Raw genomic sequence first — 17,276 nt, forward strand, 5'->3', positions numbered from 1 at the left:
CCGATGCGTGTGTGGTTTTTGAGTGCCGGCCTGGCCTTGATGTGCATGGCCCAGAACGCAGCGGCGGGTACAGTCCTGATCGTTGGCGATAGTATCAGCGCGGCTTTCGGCCTGGATACCCGGCAAGGGTGGGTGTCGTTGCTCGAACAACGGCTCAAGGCCGAGGGTTTTGACGATAAAGTGGTCAATGCTTCCATCAGCGGCGACACCAGCGCCGGAGGCCAGGCGCGGCTGCCGGCGCTGCTTGCAGCCCATAAACCGGACCTGGTGATCCTGGAGCTGGGCGGCAACGATGGCTTGCGCGGACAGCCACCAACACAATTGCAACAAAACCTTGCAGCGATGATCGACAGCGCCCGCGCCAGCGGTGCCAAGGTGCTTTTGCTGGGCATGCAACTGCCACCCAATTACGGACGGCGCTACACCGATGCCTTTGCCCGGGTCTACAGCACCCTGGCCGAGGAGAAGAAAGTCCCGCTGGTGCCGTTTTTCCTCAAGGACGTCGGTGGTGTTCCGACCATGATGCAGGGCGATGGATTGCACCCGTCCGTCGCGGCCCAGGGCAAGTTGCTGGAAAATGTCTGGCCGACACTGAAACCGCTGCTTTGACGCTTTTCTACGGGCGGGCTTTCGGCTAATGTGGCGCCCCCGATTTGGAGCCCCCGATGCCGCGTCCCGCCTGGTCCCTGTTTGCCTACCAACTGATCGAGCCTGACGAGCAGCTGGATCTGTTCGCCTGCCAGGAAGTACGGGTGCACCTGGTAACCCGGCAGTTGGAACTCGGTGGCTCGGCTGACCGGACCCTCTGCGGCAGCCTGCTGCCGGCCCAGCCGCGCTGGTCCAGCGTCGATCGCAAGATTTTCCAGGACCATCGCCTGTGCTCGCTGTGCCGGGCGATCCTTGAGTCCCAGAAGCGCGGCACCTCGCCGATCTGGCCGGAGCTGCGGTTCGAGCTGTAATCCCCGGCATTCAAGGTTGTTGCCTTTTGTGGGAGCGAGCTTGCTCGCGATAGGGCCGGTACAGCCATTACAGTGCAAGCAGGCCGCCGCTATCGCGAGCAAGCTCGCTCCCACAGGTTTTCATTTCAAGCTCCAGGCATGCTGCGCATCGGACGCCTCTGTACCGCTCTCCCCGAAATAACAGGTGGCAGTGTACAATCGCCGTTTTCATACCCCAGTTCGATCTGCGAAGGATTTCCCGGATGTTGCCGCGCTTGCCTGCCGTCGCCCGCTGCCTGTCTCTTGCCGCCCTGTGTGTGGCGGGCCCCGTTGCCGCCCTGGAGCTGCCCCTGCCACCGCCGGGTGAGGACATCATCGGCCAGGTGCAGGTCATCAAGGCCAAATACGAAGACACCTTCGCCGACCTGGGCACCACCTATGACCTGGGCTACAGCGAAATGGTCGCCGCCAACCCGGGGGTCGATCCCTGGTTGCCGGGCACTGGCACCGAGATCGTGCTGCCCACTCGCTTCATCCTGCCGCCGGGCCCGCGCGAGGGCATCGTGATCAACCTGGCCGAGTACCGCCTCTACTATTTCCCCAAGGGCCGGAACGTGGTCTACACCTTCCCGCTGGGGATTGGACGTGAGGGCTGGGGCTCGCCGATCGCCCACACCAGCATCATCGCCAAGACACCGAACCCGACCTGGACCCCACCCGCATCGATCAAGGCCGAGCACGCCGCCGACGGCGACCCGTTGCCGAATGTCGTGCCTGCCGGCCCTGATAACCCGCTGGGCCCTTTCAAGTTCACCTTGGGCACCCCGGGCTACCTGATCCACGGTTCGAACAAGAAGTTCGGCATCGGCATGCGCACCAGCCACGGTTGCTTCCGGATGTTCAACAACAACGTATTGGAAATGGCCGGCATGGTGCCGGTGGGCACGTCGGTGCGAATCATCAACGACCCCTACAAGCTGGGCTTGAGCGGTGGCAAGGTGTACCTGGAAGCGCATACGCCGCTGGACGACAAGGGCAACCCGTCGGTGGTGGACAAGCACACCGCAGTGATCAACGCGATGCTCAAGCGCGAAGACATCACCAGCAACCTGCGCATGAACTGGGACGTGGTGCGGGACGTGGTGGCGGCCGAAGATGGCCTGCCCGTGGAGATCGCTGTTCCGAATACCTCGGCACCGATGGTTTCCAGCGCGCCGATCGACTTGCAACAGTAAAATACCAAAGCAACCCGTCGACGTTTCGCGATGTCGGCGGGTTTTTTATTGCCTGGCAAAATACCGGGCAACCGCTCTCGAATCCAAAAAAAAGCCGACCCAAAAAATGGGTCGGCTCGATAACAATCCCGAAGGACTATTACTTGCGGCTAGCTTTTTCCAGCATGCGCAGAGCACGCTCGTTAGCTTCGTCAGCAGTCTGTTGTGCTTTTTGAGCAGCAGCCAGAGCTTCATCAGCTTTACGGTAAGCTTCGTCTGCACGAGCCTGGGAGCGAGCTGCTGCGTCTTCGGTAGCAGTCAGACGTGCTTCGGTTTCTTTCGATGCGCTGCTGCAACCGGTAGCCAGAACTGCGGCCAGGGCCAGAGCAGAGAATTTCAGAACGTTGTTCATCGGTTTCCCCTTCAAGGACTTTCTATTAGTGACTGTCTCCCCAGACTGGGGAGTTAGCCGGCGTACATACTACCCATTACTTGTAGTAAGTAAACTGACGTAGCGCAAGAAGCAAAAAAATTGTAGGCGGTGATTCTTTTTCGAGCAACTTTTCTGAGGGTTGTTTAAAAAATATACAGCCCGAGGCCCTTGCCTGGAGCGCGTCGAGGAAAAAAAGTTCCGTGGCGTGGGAGAACTCTTGCAGCCCTCGCTAACGTCGTTGTTTATTGATTCACCTACACTTTTGTGCATTTTTTGTGCAGCACTGCGAGCATCTTTATTGGTATTGGCGGTGACTTTAACTACGCGCACTCGTCTCAAGACTCAACAACTGGCGATGTTCAGCTATTGCACCGCGACCGACTACAGCGCGACGATGGCGCTCAATCGATAAACCCGACCAGGCTCACCCCTTCGATGACAGGCGTGCCTTGAGCATTTGCGTCATTGGTGCCTACTATTCACGACGTGCTCGGGTTTGAGCGGTTCGGTTTTGGCGCTCGGTGACCGGGAAGGCACGGGGTGGCGTAGAGGTTCCTTCGCCGGAAAAACATCGGTAAGGTAGGGGTCGGCATTCAGACCCGCGAGGAGTAGTGATGAGCGAGGCGGTTACCATCCACCATGACCAGGCTGGTCATCAGTTCGAGACCAACGTGGACGGTCATCGTGCCTATCTGACCTATATGGACCTGGGCAAGCAGACCCTGGACATCTATCGCACCTTCGTGCCCAACGCCTTGCGCGGCCGGGGCATCGCGGCGGCGCTGACCGAAAGGGCGCTGCAGTACGCCGAAGAAATGGGCTATACGGTGATCCCGTCCTGCTCCTACGTGGAGCGCTACATGGAGCGTCACCAGCGGCACGCGGCGAAGCTCTGAGCATACGGATTCCCCAATAAAAACGCCGGACTGAAAAGTCCGGCGTTTTTTTGTGGCTTGAGGAAAGCAAAAGATCGCAGGCTTCGCCAGCTCCTACCTCCCCACCGCAAATACGTATAGGAGCTGTGTAGGAGCTGTGTAGGAGCTGTCGAGTGAAACGAGGCTGCGATCTTTTTCAGCTACGCTGCCGCTTCGGCAATACATCCTTGAGCTTGGCATGCATGCTGCGCAGGGTGTTCTCGGTCGCGCTCCAGTCGATGCAGGCATCGGTGATGGAAACGCCGTACTGCAAGTCGGCGAGGTCTTTCGGGATAGCCTGGCAGCCCCAGTTCAAGTGGCTTTCGACCATCAGGCCGATGATCGACTGGTTGCCTTCCAGGATCTGGTTGGCCACGTTTTCCATCACCAGCGGTTGCAGGGCCGGGTCCTTGTTGGAGTTGGCGTGGCTGCAATCGACCATGATGTTCGGCTTGATCTTGGCTTTGTTCAGCGCCTGCTCGCACAGGGCGACGCTGACCGAGTCGTAGTTCGGCTTGCCGTTGCCACCGCGCAGCACCACGTGACCGTAGGCGTTGCCCTTGGTGGTGACGATCGACACGCCACCTTCCTGGTTGATGCCCAGGAAGCGGTGCGGGCTGGAAACCGACTGCAAGGCGTTGATCGCCACGGTGAGACCGCCGTCGGTGCCGTTCTTGAAGCCTACCGCCGACGACAGGCCGGAGGCCATTTCGCGGTGGGTCTGGGATTCGGTGGTGCGCGCGCCGATGGCCGACCAGCTGATCAAGTCCTGCAAGTACTGCGGCGAGATCGGGTCCAGGGCTTCGGTGGCGGTGGGCAGGCCCATTTCCGCCAGGTCCAGCAGCAATTGGCGACCGATGTGCAGGCCATCCTGGATCTTGAAGGAGTCATCCAGGTACGGGTCGTTGATCAGGCCTTTCCAGCCGACGGTGGTCCGAGGTTTCTCGAAATACACCCGCATGACCAGGTACAGGGTGTCGGAAACTTCCGCGGCCAGCACCTTCAGGCGCTCAGCGTATTCGTGGGCGGCCTTGATGTCGTGGATCGAGCAGGGGCCGATCACCACGAACAGGCGATGGTCGGTGCCGTCCAGGATGTTGCGAATGACTTCCCGGCCCTTGGTCACGGTGCGCAGGGCAGCGTCGCTCAGGGGAATATCGCGCTTGAGCTGGTCAGGCGTGATGAGGGTCTCGTTGGAGGCGACGTTAAGGTCGTTGATCGGTAAATCAGCCATCGTGTTACTCGTCAGGTCACGGGTGCCGGCCGCCAGCGATCCCCGCGCGGCGGTGCACAGCGGATTTTAAGCGCGTCGGGGAGCCGAACCTTATCGCGTTACGAGGTTGCTCGACAATGGGCTGGGACGGGTTTAATGCCCTATAGGCTGGGGAAAAGGCCTTGGAGATGGCTCTGCAGCAGATTCGTGAGCAGATGTAATGAAGATTGCATGCCATGCCGCTCGCGCTGATAGTGTGCAGGGACTTTTATCGGGAGAGTTGAACGATGCTGGCAGGCGCTAAACCGCGGATCGGGATGATCGGCACCGGGGCGATTGGCGGGTTCTACGGTGTGATGCTGGCGCGTGCCGGTTTTGACGTGCACTTTCTATTGCGCAGCGAATTTGCTGCCGTGGCCGAAGCCGGCTTGAGGATCGACAGCGCGGTTCACGGTGCGCTGGCCCTCAACCCGGTCCAGGCGTATCGCTCGGCAGCCGACATGCCGCCCTGCGACTGGCTGCTGGTCGGCGCCAAGACCACCAGCAATGCCGGCCTGGCCCCGGCCATTGCCCGGGCGGCCGCTGACGGGGCAAAAGTCCTGCTGCTGCAGAACGGCCTGGATGTCGAGGACGACCTTCGAGCGTTGCTGCCCGATTCGTTGCACCTGCTGGGGGGGCTGTGCCTGATCTGTGTGCATCGCGTCGGTCCTGGCGTCGTCGCCCACCAGGCACTCGGTGCGGTCAATGTTGGTTATCACAGCGGTCCTTGCGCCGATCAGGCGCAACGCATGGCGATCGTCGAAGAGGCGGCGACGTTGTTCCGCAGCGCCGGCATCGAGGCCCAGGCCATGCCAGGCCTGCAACAGGCCCGCTGGCAGAAGCTGGTGTGGAATGTGCCCTACAACGGTCTTTCGGTTCTGCTGGGCGCCAGCACCACGCCGTTGATGGCCAACGACCAGAGTCGTGAATTGATCCAGGCGCTGATGGCGGAGGTGGTCCGCGGTGCGCAAGCCTGCGGGCATCACATCGCGCCGGGTTATGCCGAGTATCTGTTCACGATGACCGAGAAGATGCCCGATTACTGGCCGAGCATGTACCACGATTATTCCCACAAACGTGCGCTGGAGCTGGACGCTATCTACGGCCGGCCGTTGGCGGCGGCGAAAGCGGCAGGGTGTGAGCTGCCGAAAATCGAAGCCTTGTATCAGGCGTTGGCGTTCATGGATCGCTGTAACCGCTGAGCGGGGCGAAAGGGGGAGCGGCATGGCAAACAACATCGACGACAAACTGGTGCTGGCGATTTCGTCGCGGGCGTTGTTCGACCTGAGGGAAAGCCACAAGGTGTACCTGTCGAGTGGCGTCGAGGCCTATCGGCAATACCAGATCGAGCATGAAGACGAAGTCCTGGCACCCGGTGACGCGTTCGCCCTCGTGCAGAAGCTGCTGGACCTCAACGAACACCTGGGGCGTGCCCGGGTCGAGGTGATCCTGGTGTCGCGCAACAGTGCCGACACCGGCCTTCGGGTGTTCAACTCGATTCATCATTATGGGTTGGCGATCTCGCGCGCGGCTTTCGTTGGCGGTCGCAGTCCTTACCCGTACCTCAAGGCATTCGGCTGCGACCTGTTCTTGTCCACCCACGCTGAAGACGTGCGCAGCGCCCTGGACGCCGGGTTCGCCGCGGCGACCATCCTGTCGGGTGGGGCCAGTCGCGCCGCCAGCGCAGAACTGCGCATTGCCTTCGACGGCGATGCCGTGCTGTTTTCCGATGAGTCGGAGCGTGTCTATCAGGCCGCTGGCCTGGAAGCCTTCCAGGCCAGCGAGCGCCAGGCTGCCCGCGAGCCGCTGCGAGGCGGGCCGTTCAAGGGCTTCCTGGCGGCGCTCAACGCGCTGCAGCGCGAGTTCCCCGAGGACGCCTGCCCCATCCGCACGGCCCTGGTGACCGCCCGTTCGGCACCGGCCCACGAGCGGGTCATCCGGACGTTGCGTGAGTGGGATATCCGTTTGGACGAGTCGCTGTTTCTCGGCGGCCTGACCAAATCGGCCTTCCTGGAGGCCTTCGCCGCCGATGTGTTTTTCGATGACCAGACCGGCCACTGCGAACTGGCCCGGGAGGTGGTCGCCACCGGTCATGTGCCCCATGGCATCAGTAACGAAATAAAGCCCTGACGACCTCGGGGCCGGGACGTCAGGCCGCACGTCGCAGTCCCCAAGGCGCTGCTAAGCTGAATCAATCTCCGCCATTCTGGCACGTGAGGAGGTCACATGATTCGTTCGATGCTGTACGCCACAGACCTGGGCCTTTATGCCCCTTATGTGATGCAGCATGCCTTGGCGCTGGCACGGACGTTTGAAGCCGAGTTGTATGTGGTGCATGCGGTAGAACCGATGGGGCTGTTCGCCGAATCGGTGTTGCAAAGCTATCTCGACGAGCAGGCGCTGAACGAATTTCATCGCAAAGGTCTGAATACGGTGATGGCTAATATCGAGCAGCGGGTGCTCGACAGTTTCCGTGAGGAACTGGGGGAAGGGCAACAGGACTTGAAGCTGATCAAGTCGGTCAGGGTATACCAGGGCGATCCTTCCCAGGTCATCCTGGAGCAGGCAGCGAAACTCTCTGTGGATTTGCTGATCGTAGGCAGTCATTGCCAAGGAGCGAGCGGTGAAACCCCTTTGGGCAGAACCGCCGCGCGGGTATTGCAGTTATCCCGGGTGCCGGTCTACCTGGTACCGCTGGTGCAGCGCCGACGGCAGGGCGAGGCTTGAGGCTAAATGATGGCGTTTTATAAAAAGTTCTAGATTTATTGTCTAAACCTTCCATATAGTTATATACCGTCGCTGATGCCCGTGGCGTCCAACTGCTTTGAGGGATACATATGAAGCTTCAACAACTGCGCTACATCTGGGAAGTGGCGCACCACGACCTCAACGTTTCCGCTACTGCCCAAAGCCTCTACACGTCGCAACCCGGCATCAGCAAGCAGATCCGCCTGTTGGAAGATGAACTGGGCGTCGAAGTCTTTGCCCGCAGCGGCAAGCACCTGACCCGCGTGACCCCGGCTGGCGAGCGCATCATCACCACGGCAGGCGAAATCCTGCGCAAAGTCGAAAGCATCAAGCAGATCGCCCAGGAATTCTCCAACGAGAAAAAAGGCACCCTCTCGATCGCCACCACCCACACCCAGGCCCGTTATGCGCTGCCGCCGGTGATCAGCAATTTCATCAAGCAATACCCCGACGTGGCGCTGCACATGCACCAGGGTTCGCCGATGCAGATCGCCGAGATGGCCGCCGACGGCACGGTGGATTTCGCCATCGCCACCGAGGCCCTGGAGCTGTTCGGGGACTTGGTGATGATGCCGTGCTACCGCTGGAACCGCTGTGTGGTCGTGCCCCAGGGCCATCCGTTGACCAAGCTGCCGAAGCTGACCCTCGAAGCCCTGGCCGAATACCCGATCGTGACCTACGTATTCGGTTTCACCGGTCGTTCCAAACTCGACGAAGCCTTCAGCCATCGTGGCCTGACGCCGAAAGTGGTGTTCACCGCCGCCGACGCCGACGTGATCAAGACTTACGTTCGCCTGGGCCTGGGCGTGGGCATCGTCGCGAAGATGGCCGTCGATACCAAGCTCGACAGTGATCTGGTGGTATTGGACGCCAGCGAGTTGTTCGAATCCAGCGTGACCAAGATCGGTTTCCGTCGTGGCACCTTCCTGCGCGGTTTCATGTGCGATTTCATCGAGAAATTCGCGCCGCACCTGACCCGGGAAGTCATGGCCAAGGCCATCCAGTGTCACAACAAGCAGGAACTCGAAGAATTGTTCGACGGCGTCGAACTGCCGGTGCACTGAGGCCGCTTTCTAGATCGCCTCGGTGACAGCGAATTGTTGCCGGGCGCCCGCTACGACGATCTCTATCTCATCCCCTTCGAACTTGCCCAGCAGGCCTCGGCCCAGCGGTGAGCGAGGGGTGATGACGGTGATCGGCTGACCCACCAGCGAGACCTTCAACCCCGCCGCATCCGGCCCCAGGAATAGCCATTGCTGGCGGCCGTCCTCGTCTTCCAACCCGATCAACGTGCCGACCTGAATGCCACGCTGTTCGTCGTAAGGCCTCAACGCCAGGTTCTGGCAGAGGGTGAGGGCCTGACGGATTTCTTCCACGCGCCTGGCTTGTCCGGCGGCGAGGTAGGACGCCTCGAGGCCCAGGGTGTCGTATTTGTTCTCGGCGATGTTTTCTTCGTGGGTCGCGGTTTCGTAGGCGGTCTGCGCGGCGCGTTCGGCGATGTCGAGATCAATCTTGAGCTTGTCGAGGATCAACTGGTGGACGGTCTGTTTATTCATGTCATTCGCAGAATTGCAGTACGTTGGCGCGGCTTTTTTCACTGGGCGCATTCTGGTCCTGTTGCAACCAGAACTGGCACTTGGGGTTGGACAGGTTGCGAGGGTTGCTGCGGGCTTGATCAAGGGCCTGGCGCTGCTCGTTGCGTTGCAGGTTCTGCTGGTACTGTTCAAACATCGGCGTGGGCGGCTCCGGGGCCGGTTGCTCTGCCGGCGGTTGCGCCAGTTGGTGGACGGCGGCGGCCACGGGCGCCAGTTGCTCGGTGAAGAGGAACCGGGACAGCAACCAGCCCGTCAGGACGATGGCGAGAAAACCCAGCCACAGGCCCAGGGCAATACTGACAGTCAATTGCAAAGCGCTGAAACGTGGGGCCGGCGGGTGATCAGGCATGGCTGCTTCCTGGCAGGGTCATGGGCAGGCGTTGATTGTCGCATGAAGATTAATCGCCGTCGGCTCTTCTGCGCGATCGGTTTATTCGGGACAATCAGGCCTTTATCACAGGGAGTCGGGAATGGCTGTGCGCTGGGATATTTTTTGCACCGTCGTCGATAACTATGGCGACATCGGTGTCACTTGGCGCCTGGCTCGGCAACTGGTGGCCGAGCACCAATGCGCGGTGCGGCTCTGGGTCGACGACCTGCGCGCTTTCGAACGGCTGTGTCCGCAAATCGATATCACCCTGTCCGAGCAGTGGCAGCAGGGCGTAGAGGTGCGCCACTGGCCCGCGGACTGGCCGGCCACCGAGGCCGCCGAGGTGGTGATCGCCGCGTTTGCCTGCCAGTTGCCGAGTGCCTACATGGAGGCGATGGCCGAGCGCCCGACCGCGCCCTTGTGGATGAACCTCGATTATTTGAGCGCCGAGGACTGGGTGGTCGGTTGCCACGGCTTGCCGTCGGTCAAATACAAGCATGTGCAGAAATATTTCTTTTTCCCCGGCTTCCGGGAGGGGACCGGTGGCTTGCTGCGTGAGGCCGGGCTGCTGGAGCGTCGTTGGCAATTCCAGCAGGATGCCGAGGCACAGCGCATTTTCCTGCAAGGCTTGGGTGTCGAGCGGGCGCCGGAAAGCTGCCTGATCTCCTTGTTTGCCTACGAGAACGCAGGTTTGGCGAGCTGGTTTGACGCGATGGCCACCGATGCCCAGGCGTTTCATGTACTGGTTCCCGAAGGGCGGGTGTTGGGCGATGTCGAGCGTTGGCTCGGTGTCGAAGGCCTGAAGGCCGGTGCGCTGCATCGACGCGGCGCGCTGACGGTGCAGGTGCTGCCGTTCGTCCGCCAGGATCAGTACGACCACTTGCTGTGGTGCTGTGATTTCAATGCCGTGCGCGGCGAGGACTCCTTCGTGCGCGCCCAGTGGGCCGGCCGTCCGCTGCTGTGGCATATCTACCAGCAGGAAGAAGACGTCCACCTGGAAAAGCTCGAGGCGTTTCTCGCCCTCTACAATCAGGGGCTTTCGCCGGCCGCGCAAAAAGCGACCAGCGGTCTCTGGCGGGCCTGGAATGCCGGCCAGGACATGGCCGAGCATTGGAAAGCCAGCCGCGAACAGCAGCCGGAACTGCTCGAACACGCCCAGGCGTGGTGTCTGGAACAGGCCTCGCGACCCGATCTTGCCGCAGCGCTGGTGAAGTTTTATGTAAATTGGATATGATACGCGGCCTAGATTTTTGTAAATCCCATCCAAATTCGGATATTCGCAATGAAAACTGGTAAAGAACTGAAACCCGGGACCGTGATCCGTCTCGAAAACGATCCTTGGCTGGTTCAGAAAGCTGAGTTCACCAAGTCGGGTCGTAACAGCGCGATCATGAAGACCAAGCTGAAGAACCTGCTGACCGGTTACAAGACCGAGATCGTCTACAGCGCCGACGACAAACTGGACGACGTGATCCTCGACCGCAAAGAAGCGACCCTGTCCTTCATCAGCGGCGACACCTACACGTTCATGGACACCACTGACTACACCATGTACGAGCTGAACGCCGAAGACATCGAAAGCGTTCTGCCGTTCATCGAAGAAGGCATGACCGACGTCTGCGAAGCCGTGTTCTTCGAAGAGCGCCTGGTTTCCGTAGAACTGCCGACCACCATCGTGCGTGTCGTTGACTACACTGAAGGTTCCGCTCGCGGCGACACTTCCGGCAAGGTCATGAAGCCTGCCAAACTGAGCAACGGTACCGAGCTGCAAGTTGCTGACTTCATCGAAATCGGTGACAAGATCGAGATCGATACCCGCGAAGGCGGTTCCTACAAAGGCCGCGCTAAATAAGCGAAGCCTTCTGTATGAAAAAAGCCCGACCATTGAGTCGGGCTTTTTTATATCTTTTTCGACCCGGGCCCCTGTGACGAGGGAGCTTGCTCCCGCTGGGCCTGTAGGAGCTGTCGAGCGGAGCGAGGCCGCGATCTTTCCCCAAACACTTGAGTCTTAAACGAAAGATCAAAAGATCGCAGGCTTCGCCAGCTCCTGCACAGCCGAGCGGGAGCAAGCTCCCTCGCCACAAAGGCTTTGGCGTGCGGTTACTTCAGGTGTTGCTTGAGCTCTTGCGACACCTGCAACATCGCCGAACGCACCGCCGGCACCTGGCTCACCACGTTGAGCAAGCCATAATCGTGGATCATGCCGTTGTAACGTACAGCTGTGACCGGGACACCGGCCGCGTCCAGCTTGCGAGCGTACGCTTCACCTTCGTCGCGCAGCACGTCAGCCTCGGCTGTCTGCACCAGCGCGGGCGGCAGGCCCTTGAGTTGCGCGGTGGTTGCCCGCAATGGCGAAGCATAGATCTCGCCGCGTTGCCCGGCATCGGTGGTGTAGTTGTCCCAGAACCACTTCATCATGTTCTTGCTAAGGAAATGCCCTTCAGCGAACTGGTTGTAGGACGCCGTCTCGAAGCTGGCATCGGTCACCGGCCATAACAGGGCCTGGAAGCGGATCGCCGGGGTGCCCTTGTCCTTGGCCATCAGTGCCACGACCGCGGCCATGTTGCCACCAACGCTATTGCCCGCTACTGCCAGGCGCTTGCCATCGACATTGATTTCCTTGCCATGCTCGGCGACCCACTTCGTCGCCGCATAGGCCTGGTTGATCGCCACCGGGTAATGCGCCTCGGGGGATGGCGTGTAGTTGACGAACACCGCGACGGCACCCGAACCCGCCACCAGATCCCGAACCAGTCGTTCGTGGGTCGGGAAGTCCCCCAGTACCCAACCACCGCCGTGGAAGAACATGAACACGGGTAACTCACCCTTGACCCCGGCCGGACGAACGATGGTCAGGCTGATCGGCTGGCCATCGACCTGGATGGTTTTCTCGCTGACGTCGGCTTTGGGCAGCGTCAATTTCACACCTGCCTGGGCGCCGACCAGAACGGCACGTGCATCCTTGGGCGACAGCTGCTCCAGCGGCTTGCCGGTGCCGGCATTCAGCACGTCGAGAAACGCTTGGGTGTTGTGTTCGACGATGCCATTGGCGAAGGCACTGCTGACGCTGAGGGCGAGAAGAGTGGCGGTCAGGGTTTTGCTGAGCGTGTTCATGTGTATTTCCTTGAATTCGGGGCCGGTGTGGCTGGTTTAGACGGTCACGTGCAGGCGCACGTCAACGTTGCCGCGGGTGGCGTTGGAGTACGGGCAGACTTGGTGAGCCGCGTCCACCAGGCTTTGCGCGTCGGCCTGGTCCAGGCCCGGCAGGCTGACGTGCAGGTCGATGTCGAGGCCGAAACCGCCGGGGATCTGGCCGATGCCGACATGGGCAGTGATCGAGGCGTCGTCCGGGATCTTGCGTTTGCTTTGGCCGGCCACGAATTTCAAGGCGCCGATGAAGCAGGCCGAATAGCCGGCGGCGAACAGCTGCTCAGGGTTGGTCGCCGCACCGCCTACACCGCCGAGTTCCTTGGGCGTGGCGAGTTTGACGTCGAGGACGTTGTCACTGGAGATCGCACGACCATCACGGCCGCCGGTGGAGGTTGCGATTGCGGTGTAGAGCGTTTGCATGATGAGCGCCTCGTTTCTGGGTTGGTTGTTCGCGCTAAATGTTTGCGCGCTAATTAGGTGTGAGATGAATGTATAGCGCTAATATTTTGTGCGCAAGATAAATTTTCGAGGCGAGATTGGATAATTGAACTGAAAAGGTCTGAAAGCCTTTAGCTAGAGCTGTTTCTTAGGGTAAAAAATTTTTTGAGGAGGGACAGGATAGGCAGGGCTGCCGCTATCGCGAGCAAGCTCGCTCCCACACTGGGTCTTCGGTGAACACAAAATTCATGTCCGACACAGAACATTGTGGGAGCGAGCTTGCTCGCGATAGCGGTGGATCAGTGGGGGGAGGTATTGGGCGTGCCGGCGCGTTCGCGAGCAAGCCCCCTCCCACAGGAGGGGTCAGAGGCTGTCTTGCAAATGCCCGCGCAGCGCTTGCAGGTCAAGTTGCAGCTTCTTCAACTGCTCCAGGGTCTGGCCGCTGGCGGCGAGGATGCACTGGGGGATGTCGAGGGCTTTTTCCCGCAGGGCGCGGCCCTGTTCGGTGAGTTCGACAATCACCACGCGTTCGTCCTCACGGCTGCGGGTGCGGCTCAACAGGCCTTCGGCCTCCAGGCGCTTGAGCAGCGGGGTCAACGAGCCGGGGTCGGTCAGCAGGCGTGTGCTGATTTCACCGACGGTCAATCCGTCCTTTTCCCACAGCACCATCATTGCCAGGTACTGCGGATACGTCAGGCCCAGGGCCTGTAGCAGTGGCTTGTAGACCTTGGTCATCAGCAGTGACGTGGAGTGCAGGGCGAAGCAGACCTGGTTGTCGAGCAGCAGGGCTTCACAGGCTTCGGGGGTGTCGCGCAGGGTGTTCATGGCAAAACCTTCAAATCAATGATCGTTACGAATCTAGCGGGCAAATCTTTAATGCGCCAGATAATTCTGACGACCTGATCAGATGTCCCGTTTCCCCACTGGCGCCGACTGCGTAGGATATGCGCCCTGAGGAAAGGGGAATCGTCTTGTTCGAATTTGTACAGTTTTTGCTGTTTGGTGCCGTTCTAGGCACCTTGGGTGGATTGTTCGGGATCGGTGGCGGCCTGATTGCCATTCCGGTACTGGGCGTCTGGTTCGGCCTCGACCAGCAACTGGCCCAAGGTACGGCGCTGGTCATGGTGGTGCCCAACGTCATGCTTGCGTTGTGGCGCTATCACCAGCGCAATCGCATCGAATTGCGCCATGTCCTGCCGTTGGCTTCCATGGGGTTCTGCTTTGCCTGGCTCGGCTCGATCTGGGCCGTGGGAATCGACGCGGACAGCATGCGAATCGGCTTCGTGGCGTTCCTGATCGCGCTGACACTGTACAACCTGGTCCGCATGTTCGCCGCCACTGCACCCGCGTCGGCGCAGATGCGTCATGGCTGGCCGTGGCTCGGCGTGCTGGGAGCCGCATCCGGCACCATGGGCGGTCTGTTCGGTGTCGGTGGGGCCGTGGTCGCCACGCCGATCCTGACCAGCGTTTTTGGCACCACCCAAGTGGTTGCCCAAGGCTTGTCCCTGGCGTTGGCCTTGCCCAGTACGGGTGTGACTCTCGCCACGTATGCGTTTCACCACGAAGTGGACTGGAGCATCGGCCTGCCGCTGGCTGTCGGTGGCCTGCTGAGCATCAGTTGGGGAGTGAAAGTCGCCCACGCCTTGCCGGAGCGGCTGCTGCGCGGGCTGTTCTGCGGTTTCCTGGTGCTGTGCGCGGTGCTGCTCGCCTTTAAAGTTTGAAACCTTCGATGATGTGCTCGGCCAGGCACTCGGTGATCGGCGATGGGTTATGCAGGTTGCGGATCAGCATGATGCTGGCCTCGGGCAGTTCCGGCAGGTCTTCGGCCTCGCCGAGTACGCGCATGTCCGGGGTCAGCAGGCTTTCCAGTTGCGCCGTGATTGCCAGGCCGGCACCCACCACCGCCATGAGCGCCGACAGGCTCGAGCTGTTGTACGCCACACGATAGTCGCGGCCCATGGCATCCAGTGCATTGCAGGCCCATTGCCGGCAGAAACAGTCACTGTTGAACATCGCCAGCGGCAGCGGCGTTTGTTCATGGACGTTGAAGCAGGCGGCTTCGGCCCAGACAAAACGTTCCTTGCGCAACAATTGGCCGATTTCGTCCCCCGGTTTACGGGTGACGATGGACAGGTCCAGGTCCTGGCGCAGCAGCAACTGCTTGGATGACTCGCAGTGCACTTCGATTTCGATCAAGGGATAGAACTGGGCGAAGCGTTGCAGGATGCCCGGCAGGAAGCGCATCACGTAATCGTCCGGCGTGCCGATGCGCACCGTGCCCACCATGTGCGGTTCGCGCAGGGTATTGAAGACCTCGCTGTGCAGCTTGAGGATCCGTCGCGCGTAGCCCAGCAGCACCTGGCCTTCGGCGGTGAGCTTGACCTGACGCCCGTCGCGCTCGAAGAGTCGTCGCTGCAATACGTCTTCTTCCAGCCGCTTCATCTGCATGCTGACGGCAGACTGGGTGCGATTGACCAATTCCCCGGCCCGGGTGAAACCGCCTTGGTCGGCGATGGCGACAAAGGTCCGCAGCACTTCCGTATCGATGCTCGGGTAACTCGACAATTGATCAATCTCCGAGATGTATTGCATAAGAAACATTCGTTGGATTGATCTTAGCGTTAGCGCGAGACTTGAGCCATCCCCAACGGAGGACATCACGATGAAAGGTCAAAAAGGTTATCTACTGATCGACAAACTCTCCCACGGCTTTTCCATCAGCGCCTTGCTGCACAAGTTTAGTCGCTGGTACGAATTGCACCATGAGCGCGAACTGCTGGCCGGCATGAGCGACGAAGCGCTCAAGGACATCGGCGTGAGTCGTGCCGACGTGGAGCAGGAAGTGGTTCGGCCATTCTGGGATGACCCCATGCACAAATGAGCCATCCTTTCCTACACAAAACCCTTATTGGTGAGGTAGGTTGCGAGCAGACAAGGAGATCTCCATGCCCGCGACTGTGTCCTTTACCCTCAAACAGGCCCGACGTATGGCGTTGGCCGCCCAAGGATTCGATGGGCGACCAACGCCAGCTTCGGTGCAACCCTCGCGCCTCAACCGCCTGATCGAACGCCTCGGCGTCCTGCAGATCGATTCCGTCAATGCGCTGGTGCGCTCGCATTACCTCCCTCTGTTCTCCCGCCTCGGTCACTACAATCGCGAATTGCTCGATCAAGCTGCCTGGAGCCAGGGCCGACGTCGCACGCTGTTCGAATATTGGGGTCATGAAGCGTCGCTGTTGCCGATGTCGATGTATCCGCTGATGCGCTGGCGCATGGATCGGGCGTCGGGTGGCGAAGGGATTTATCAGCAATTGGCGCGTTTCGGCCAAGAACGCCAGGATGTCATTCGCCGCGTCCTGGCCGCAGTCCAGGAACAGGGCGCCCTTGGCGCAGGCAGCTTGTCTACGCGCAAGAAAAAGGCCGGGCCGTGGTGGGACTGGAGCGCGGAGAAGCATGCGCTGGAATGGCTGTTCGCCGCGGGCGAAGTCACGGTGGCGGGGCGGCGCGGGTTCGAGCGGCTCTACGATTTGCCGGAACGGGTACTGCCGGCCGCGATCCTGCAGCAACCGTTGCCGGACGAGGCCCAAGCCCAACGGGGCTTGCTGGTGCATGCGGCCGACGCCTTGGGTATCGCCACCGAGACAGACCTGCGCGACTACTTTCGCCTCGACCTGGCCGACTGTCGCGGGCGCCTGGCCGAGCTGGAGGAAGCCGGAGAACTGCTGCGCTGCCAGGTGCAGGGCTGGAAGCAACCGGCCTGGTGCCGACCCGCGGTGAAAACCCCTCGCAAGGTCGCCGCCAGTGCCTTGCTGTCGCCGTTCGATTCGCTGGTCTGGGAGCGTGGCCGTACCGAGCGGTTGTTTGATTTTCGCTATCGCCTCGAAATCTACACCCCGGTGCACAAGCGGGTGTACGGCTACTACGTGCTGCCGTTCCTGCACCACGAACGCATTGCGGCGCGAGTGGACTTGCGGGCGGAGCGGGCCTTGGGTCAGTTGGCGGTGCATGCCGTGCACGAGGAGGCGCCGGGGTTGGATGAGGAGGGGATGCTGGCTTTGGCAGGGAATCTGCGGCGCATGGCCGACTGGCTGGGGTTGGAGCGGGTTCAGCTCAATTGCCGGCGGGAGGGTGGGGTGCGGTTGGCCCAGGCATTAGCTCAGTCAAGTGGTGACTGAACTGGCCATTTCGCGAGCAAGCCCGCTCCCACAAAGGATCTGTTGGATT

At 60.7% G+C, this 17,276-nt stretch carries 21 protein-coding genes; 13 read left to right on the plus strand and 8 right to left on the minus strand.

Features of this window, described 5'->3' with window-relative positions; all coding sequences use genetic code 11:
• Positions 1 to 3: 3 nt before the first annotated feature.
• From AD659_RS09305 to AD659_RS09315, 3 genes are all read left to right on the plus strand, one after another.
• The gene (locus AD659_RS09305; protein ID WP_053120465.1) at positions 4 to 609 is read left to right on the plus strand and encodes an arylesterase; all 606 of its coding nucleotides are present in this window, start codon (positions 4 to 6) and stop codon (positions 607 to 609) included.
• A gap of 56 nt (positions 610 to 665) precedes the next feature.
• Complete coding sequence (locus AD659_RS09310; protein ID WP_003199347.1) at positions 666 to 959, plus strand: hypothetical protein; 294 nt, start codon at positions 666 to 668, stop codon at positions 957 to 959.
• A gap of 242 nt (positions 960 to 1,201) precedes the next feature.
• Positions 1,202 to 2,173 carry a L,D-transpeptidase family protein gene (locus AD659_RS09315; RefSeq protein ID WP_053120467.1) on the plus strand — a complete coding sequence of 324 codons (972 nt, stop codon included), beginning with the start codon at positions 1,202 to 1,204 and terminating at the stop codon, positions 2,171 to 2,173.
• Between the two features lie 139 nt (positions 2,174 to 2,312).
• Here the strand turns inward: AD659_RS09315 and oprI are convergent, their stop codons facing one another.
• Positions 2,313 to 2,564, minus strand: coding sequence for an outer membrane lipoprotei OprI (gene oprI, locus AD659_RS09320; protein WP_003183784.1), 252 nt, complete (start codon positions 2,562 to 2,564; stop codon positions 2,313 to 2,315).
• Positions 2,565 to 3,199: 635 nt separating this feature from the next.
• Between oprI and AD659_RS09325 the strand changes: the two genes are divergently transcribed.
• Complete coding sequence (locus AD659_RS09325; RefSeq protein ID WP_053120470.1) at positions 3,200 to 3,481, plus strand: GNAT family N-acetyltransferase; 282 nt, start codon at positions 3,200 to 3,202, stop codon at positions 3,479 to 3,481.
• 175 nt (positions 3,482 to 3,656) lie between these two features.
• Here the strand turns inward: AD659_RS09325 and AD659_RS09330 are convergent, their stop codons facing one another.
• Positions 3,657 to 4,733 carry a 3-deoxy-7-phosphoheptulonate synthase gene (locus AD659_RS09330; RefSeq protein ID WP_003183777.1) on the minus strand — a complete coding sequence of 359 codons (1,077 nt, stop codon included), beginning with the start codon at positions 4,731 to 4,733 and terminating at the stop codon, positions 3,657 to 3,659.
• Between the two features lie 266 nt (positions 4,734 to 4,999).
• On the opposite strand from AD659_RS09330, the gene AD659_RS09335 reads away from it, so the two are divergent.
• From AD659_RS09335 to cysB, 4 genes are all read left to right on the plus strand, one after another.
• Positions 5,000 to 5,953 carry a putative 2-dehydropantoate 2-reductase gene (locus tag AD659_RS09335; RefSeq protein ID WP_053120471.1) on the plus strand — a complete coding sequence of 318 codons (954 nt, stop codon included), beginning with the start codon at positions 5,000 to 5,002 and terminating at the stop codon, positions 5,951 to 5,953.
• Between the two features lie 22 nt (positions 5,954 to 5,975).
• Positions 5,976 to 6,881, plus strand: a complete 906-nt coding sequence (locus AD659_RS09340; RefSeq protein ID WP_053120473.1) for a 5'-nucleotidase — start codon at positions 5,976 to 5,978, stop codon at positions 6,879 to 6,881.
• Positions 6,882 to 6,977: 96 nt separating this feature from the next.
• Complete coding sequence (locus AD659_RS09345; RefSeq protein WP_053120475.1) at positions 6,978 to 7,478, plus strand: universal stress protein; 501 nt, start codon at positions 6,978 to 6,980, stop codon at positions 7,476 to 7,478.
• Between the two features lie 110 nt (positions 7,479 to 7,588).
• A complete protein-coding gene (gene cysB / locus AD659_RS09350) occupies positions 7,589 to 8,563 on the plus strand; it encodes an HTH-type transcriptional regulator CysB (RefSeq protein ID WP_003199376.1) in 975 nt (324 codons plus the stop codon).
• Between the two features lie 9 nt (positions 8,564 to 8,572).
• On the opposite strand, the gene AD659_RS09355 is transcribed toward cysB, so the two are convergent.
• Positions 8,573 to 9,055: a GreA/GreB family elongation factor gene (locus AD659_RS09355; RefSeq protein ID WP_053120481.1), complete on the minus strand. Its 483-nt coding sequence runs from the start codon at positions 9,053 to 9,055 to the stop codon at positions 8,573 to 8,575.
• Position 9,056: 1 nt separating this feature from the next.
• The gene (locus tag AD659_RS09360) at positions 9,057 to 9,443 is read right to left on the minus strand and encodes a cytochrome b/b6 domain-containing protein (protein WP_053120483.1); all 387 of its coding nucleotides are present in this window, start codon (positions 9,441 to 9,443) and stop codon (positions 9,057 to 9,059) included.
• Between the two features lie 121 nt (positions 9,444 to 9,564).
• On the opposite strand from AD659_RS09360, the gene earP reads away from it, so the two are divergent.
• Both earP and AD659_RS09370 read left to right on the plus strand, forming a co-directional pair.
• Complete coding sequence (gene earP / locus AD659_RS09365; RefSeq protein WP_053120485.1) at positions 9,565 to 10,698, plus strand: elongation factor P maturation arginine rhamnosyltransferase EarP; 1,134 nt, start codon at positions 9,565 to 9,567, stop codon at positions 10,696 to 10,698.
• A 48-nt stretch (positions 10,699 to 10,746) separates the two neighbouring features.
• On the plus strand, positions 10,747 to 11,316 hold the full coding sequence (locus AD659_RS09370) for an elongation factor P (RefSeq protein ID WP_018603118.1): 570 nt from the start codon (positions 10,747 to 10,749) through the stop codon (positions 11,314 to 11,316).
• Between the two features lie 248 nt (positions 11,317 to 11,564).
• Here the strand turns inward: AD659_RS09370 and AD659_RS09375 are convergent, their stop codons facing one another.
• The 3 genes from AD659_RS09375 to AD659_RS09385 form a co-directional block, all read right to left on the minus strand.
• The gene (locus AD659_RS09375) at positions 11,565 to 12,578 is read right to left on the minus strand and encodes an alpha/beta hydrolase (protein ID WP_053120487.1); all 1,014 of its coding nucleotides are present in this window, start codon (positions 12,576 to 12,578) and stop codon (positions 11,565 to 11,567) included.
• 36 nt (positions 12,579 to 12,614) lie between these two features.
• Positions 12,615 to 13,034 carry an organic hydroperoxide resistance protein gene (locus AD659_RS09380; RefSeq protein ID WP_053120489.1) on the minus strand — a complete coding sequence of 140 codons (420 nt, stop codon included), beginning with the start codon at positions 13,032 to 13,034 and terminating at the stop codon, positions 12,615 to 12,617.
• 381 nt (positions 13,035 to 13,415) lie between these two features.
• Entirely contained in the window at positions 13,416 to 13,877 is a 462-nt protein-coding gene (locus AD659_RS09385; protein ID WP_053120491.1) for a MarR family winged helix-turn-helix transcriptional regulator, read from the minus strand.
• Between the two features lie 119 nt (positions 13,878 to 13,996).
• Here AD659_RS09385 and AD659_RS09390 point away from each other — a divergent pair, with 119 nt between their 5' ends.
• The gene (locus AD659_RS09390; RefSeq protein ID WP_419242247.1) at positions 13,997 to 14,773 is read left to right on the plus strand and encodes a sulfite exporter TauE/SafE family protein; all 777 of its coding nucleotides are present in this window, start codon (positions 13,997 to 13,999) and stop codon (positions 14,771 to 14,773) included.
• Here the strand turns inward: AD659_RS09390 and AD659_RS09395 are convergent.
• Positions 14,763 to 15,617 (minus strand): LysR substrate-binding domain-containing protein, encoded by an 855-nt coding sequence (locus tag AD659_RS09395; protein WP_018603125.1) that lies wholly within the window; start codon positions 15,615 to 15,617, stop codon positions 14,763 to 14,765. The two genes, AD659_RS09390 and AD659_RS09395, sit on opposite strands and share 11 nt — an antisense overlap.
• A 97-nt stretch (positions 15,618 to 15,714) precedes the next feature.
• On the opposite strand from AD659_RS09395, the gene AD659_RS09400 reads away from it, so the two are divergent.
• The gene (locus AD659_RS09400) at positions 15,715 to 15,933 is read left to right on the plus strand and encodes a DUF1127 domain-containing protein (protein ID WP_053120494.1); all 219 of its coding nucleotides are present in this window, start codon (positions 15,715 to 15,717) and stop codon (positions 15,931 to 15,933) included.
• A 64-nt stretch (positions 15,934 to 15,997) separates the two neighbouring features.
• Positions 15,998 to 17,227 carry a winged helix-turn-helix domain-containing protein gene (locus AD659_RS09405; RefSeq protein WP_053120496.1) on the plus strand — a complete coding sequence of 410 codons (1,230 nt, stop codon included), beginning with the start codon at positions 15,998 to 16,000 and terminating at the stop codon, positions 17,225 to 17,227.
• The last annotated feature ends 49 nt before the right edge of the window (positions 17,228 to 17,276 follow it).

Source organism: Pseudomonas thivervalensis (assembly GCF_001269655.1).
Classification (GTDB): Bacteria; Pseudomonadota; Gammaproteobacteria; order Pseudomonadales; family Pseudomonadaceae; genus Aquipseudomonas; species Aquipseudomonas thivervalensis.

Bases quoted from the DNA above. Each gene is read 5' to 3' on its own strand.
- AD659_RS09305 (WP_053120465.1), top strand. From the start codon at position 4: ATGCGTGTGTGGTTTTTGAGTGCCGGCCTGGCCTTGATGTGCATGGCC.
- AD659_RS09310 (WP_003199347.1), top strand. From the start codon at position 666: ATGCCGCGTCCCGCCTGGTCCCTGTTTGCCTACCAACTGATCGAGCCT.
- AD659_RS09315 (WP_053120467.1), top strand. From the start codon at position 1,202: ATGTTGCCGCGCTTGCCTGCCGTCGCCCGCTGCCTGTCTCTTGCCGCC.
- oprI (WP_003183784.1), bottom strand. From the start codon at position 2,564: ATGAACAACGTTCTGAAATTCTCTGCTCTGGCCCTGGCCGCAGTTCTG.
- AD659_RS09325 (WP_053120470.1), top strand. From the start codon at position 3,200: ATGAGCGAGGCGGTTACCATCCACCATGACCAGGCTGGTCATCAGTTC.
- AD659_RS09330 (WP_003183777.1), bottom strand. From the start codon at position 4,733: ATGGCTGATTTACCGATCAACGACCTTAACGTCGCCTCCAACGAGACC.
- AD659_RS09335 (WP_053120471.1), top strand. From the start codon at position 5,000: ATGCTGGCAGGCGCTAAACCGCGGATCGGGATGATCGGCACCGGGGCG.
- AD659_RS09340 (WP_053120473.1), top strand. From the start codon at position 5,976: ATGGCAAACAACATCGACGACAAACTGGTGCTGGCGATTTCGTCGCGG.
- AD659_RS09345 (WP_053120475.1), top strand. From the start codon at position 6,978: ATGATTCGTTCGATGCTGTACGCCACAGACCTGGGCCTTTATGCCCCT.
- cysB (WP_003199376.1), top strand. From the start codon at position 7,589: ATGAAGCTTCAACAACTGCGCTACATCTGGGAAGTGGCGCACCACGAC.
- AD659_RS09355 (WP_053120481.1), bottom strand. From the start codon at position 9,055: ATGAATAAACAGACCGTCCACCAGTTGATCCTCGACAAGCTCAAGATT.
- AD659_RS09360 (WP_053120483.1), bottom strand. From the start codon at position 9,443: ATGCCTGATCACCCGCCGGCCCCACGTTTCAGCGCTTTGCAATTGACT.
- earP (WP_053120485.1), top strand. From the start codon at position 9,565: ATGGCTGTGCGCTGGGATATTTTTTGCACCGTCGTCGATAACTATGGC.
- AD659_RS09370 (WP_018603118.1), top strand. From the start codon at position 10,747: ATGAAAACTGGTAAAGAACTGAAACCCGGGACCGTGATCCGTCTCGAA.
- AD659_RS09375 (WP_053120487.1), bottom strand. From the start codon at position 12,578: ATGAACACGCTCAGCAAAACCCTGACCGCCACTCTTCTCGCCCTCAGC.
- AD659_RS09380 (WP_053120489.1), bottom strand. From the start codon at position 13,034: ATGCAAACGCTCTACACCGCAATCGCAACCTCCACCGGCGGCCGTGAT.
- AD659_RS09385 (WP_053120491.1), bottom strand. From the start codon at position 13,877: ATGAACACCCTGCGCGACACCCCCGAAGCCTGTGAAGCCCTGCTGCTC.
- AD659_RS09390 (WP_419242247.1), top strand. From the start codon at position 13,997: ATGCGCCCTGAGGAAAGGGGAATCGTCTTGTTCGAATTTGTACAGTTT.
- AD659_RS09400 (WP_053120494.1), top strand. From the start codon at position 15,715: ATGAAAGGTCAAAAAGGTTATCTACTGATCGACAAACTCTCCCACGGC.
- AD659_RS09405 (WP_053120496.1), top strand. From the start codon at position 15,998: ATGCCCGCGACTGTGTCCTTTACCCTCAAACAGGCCCGACGTATGGCG.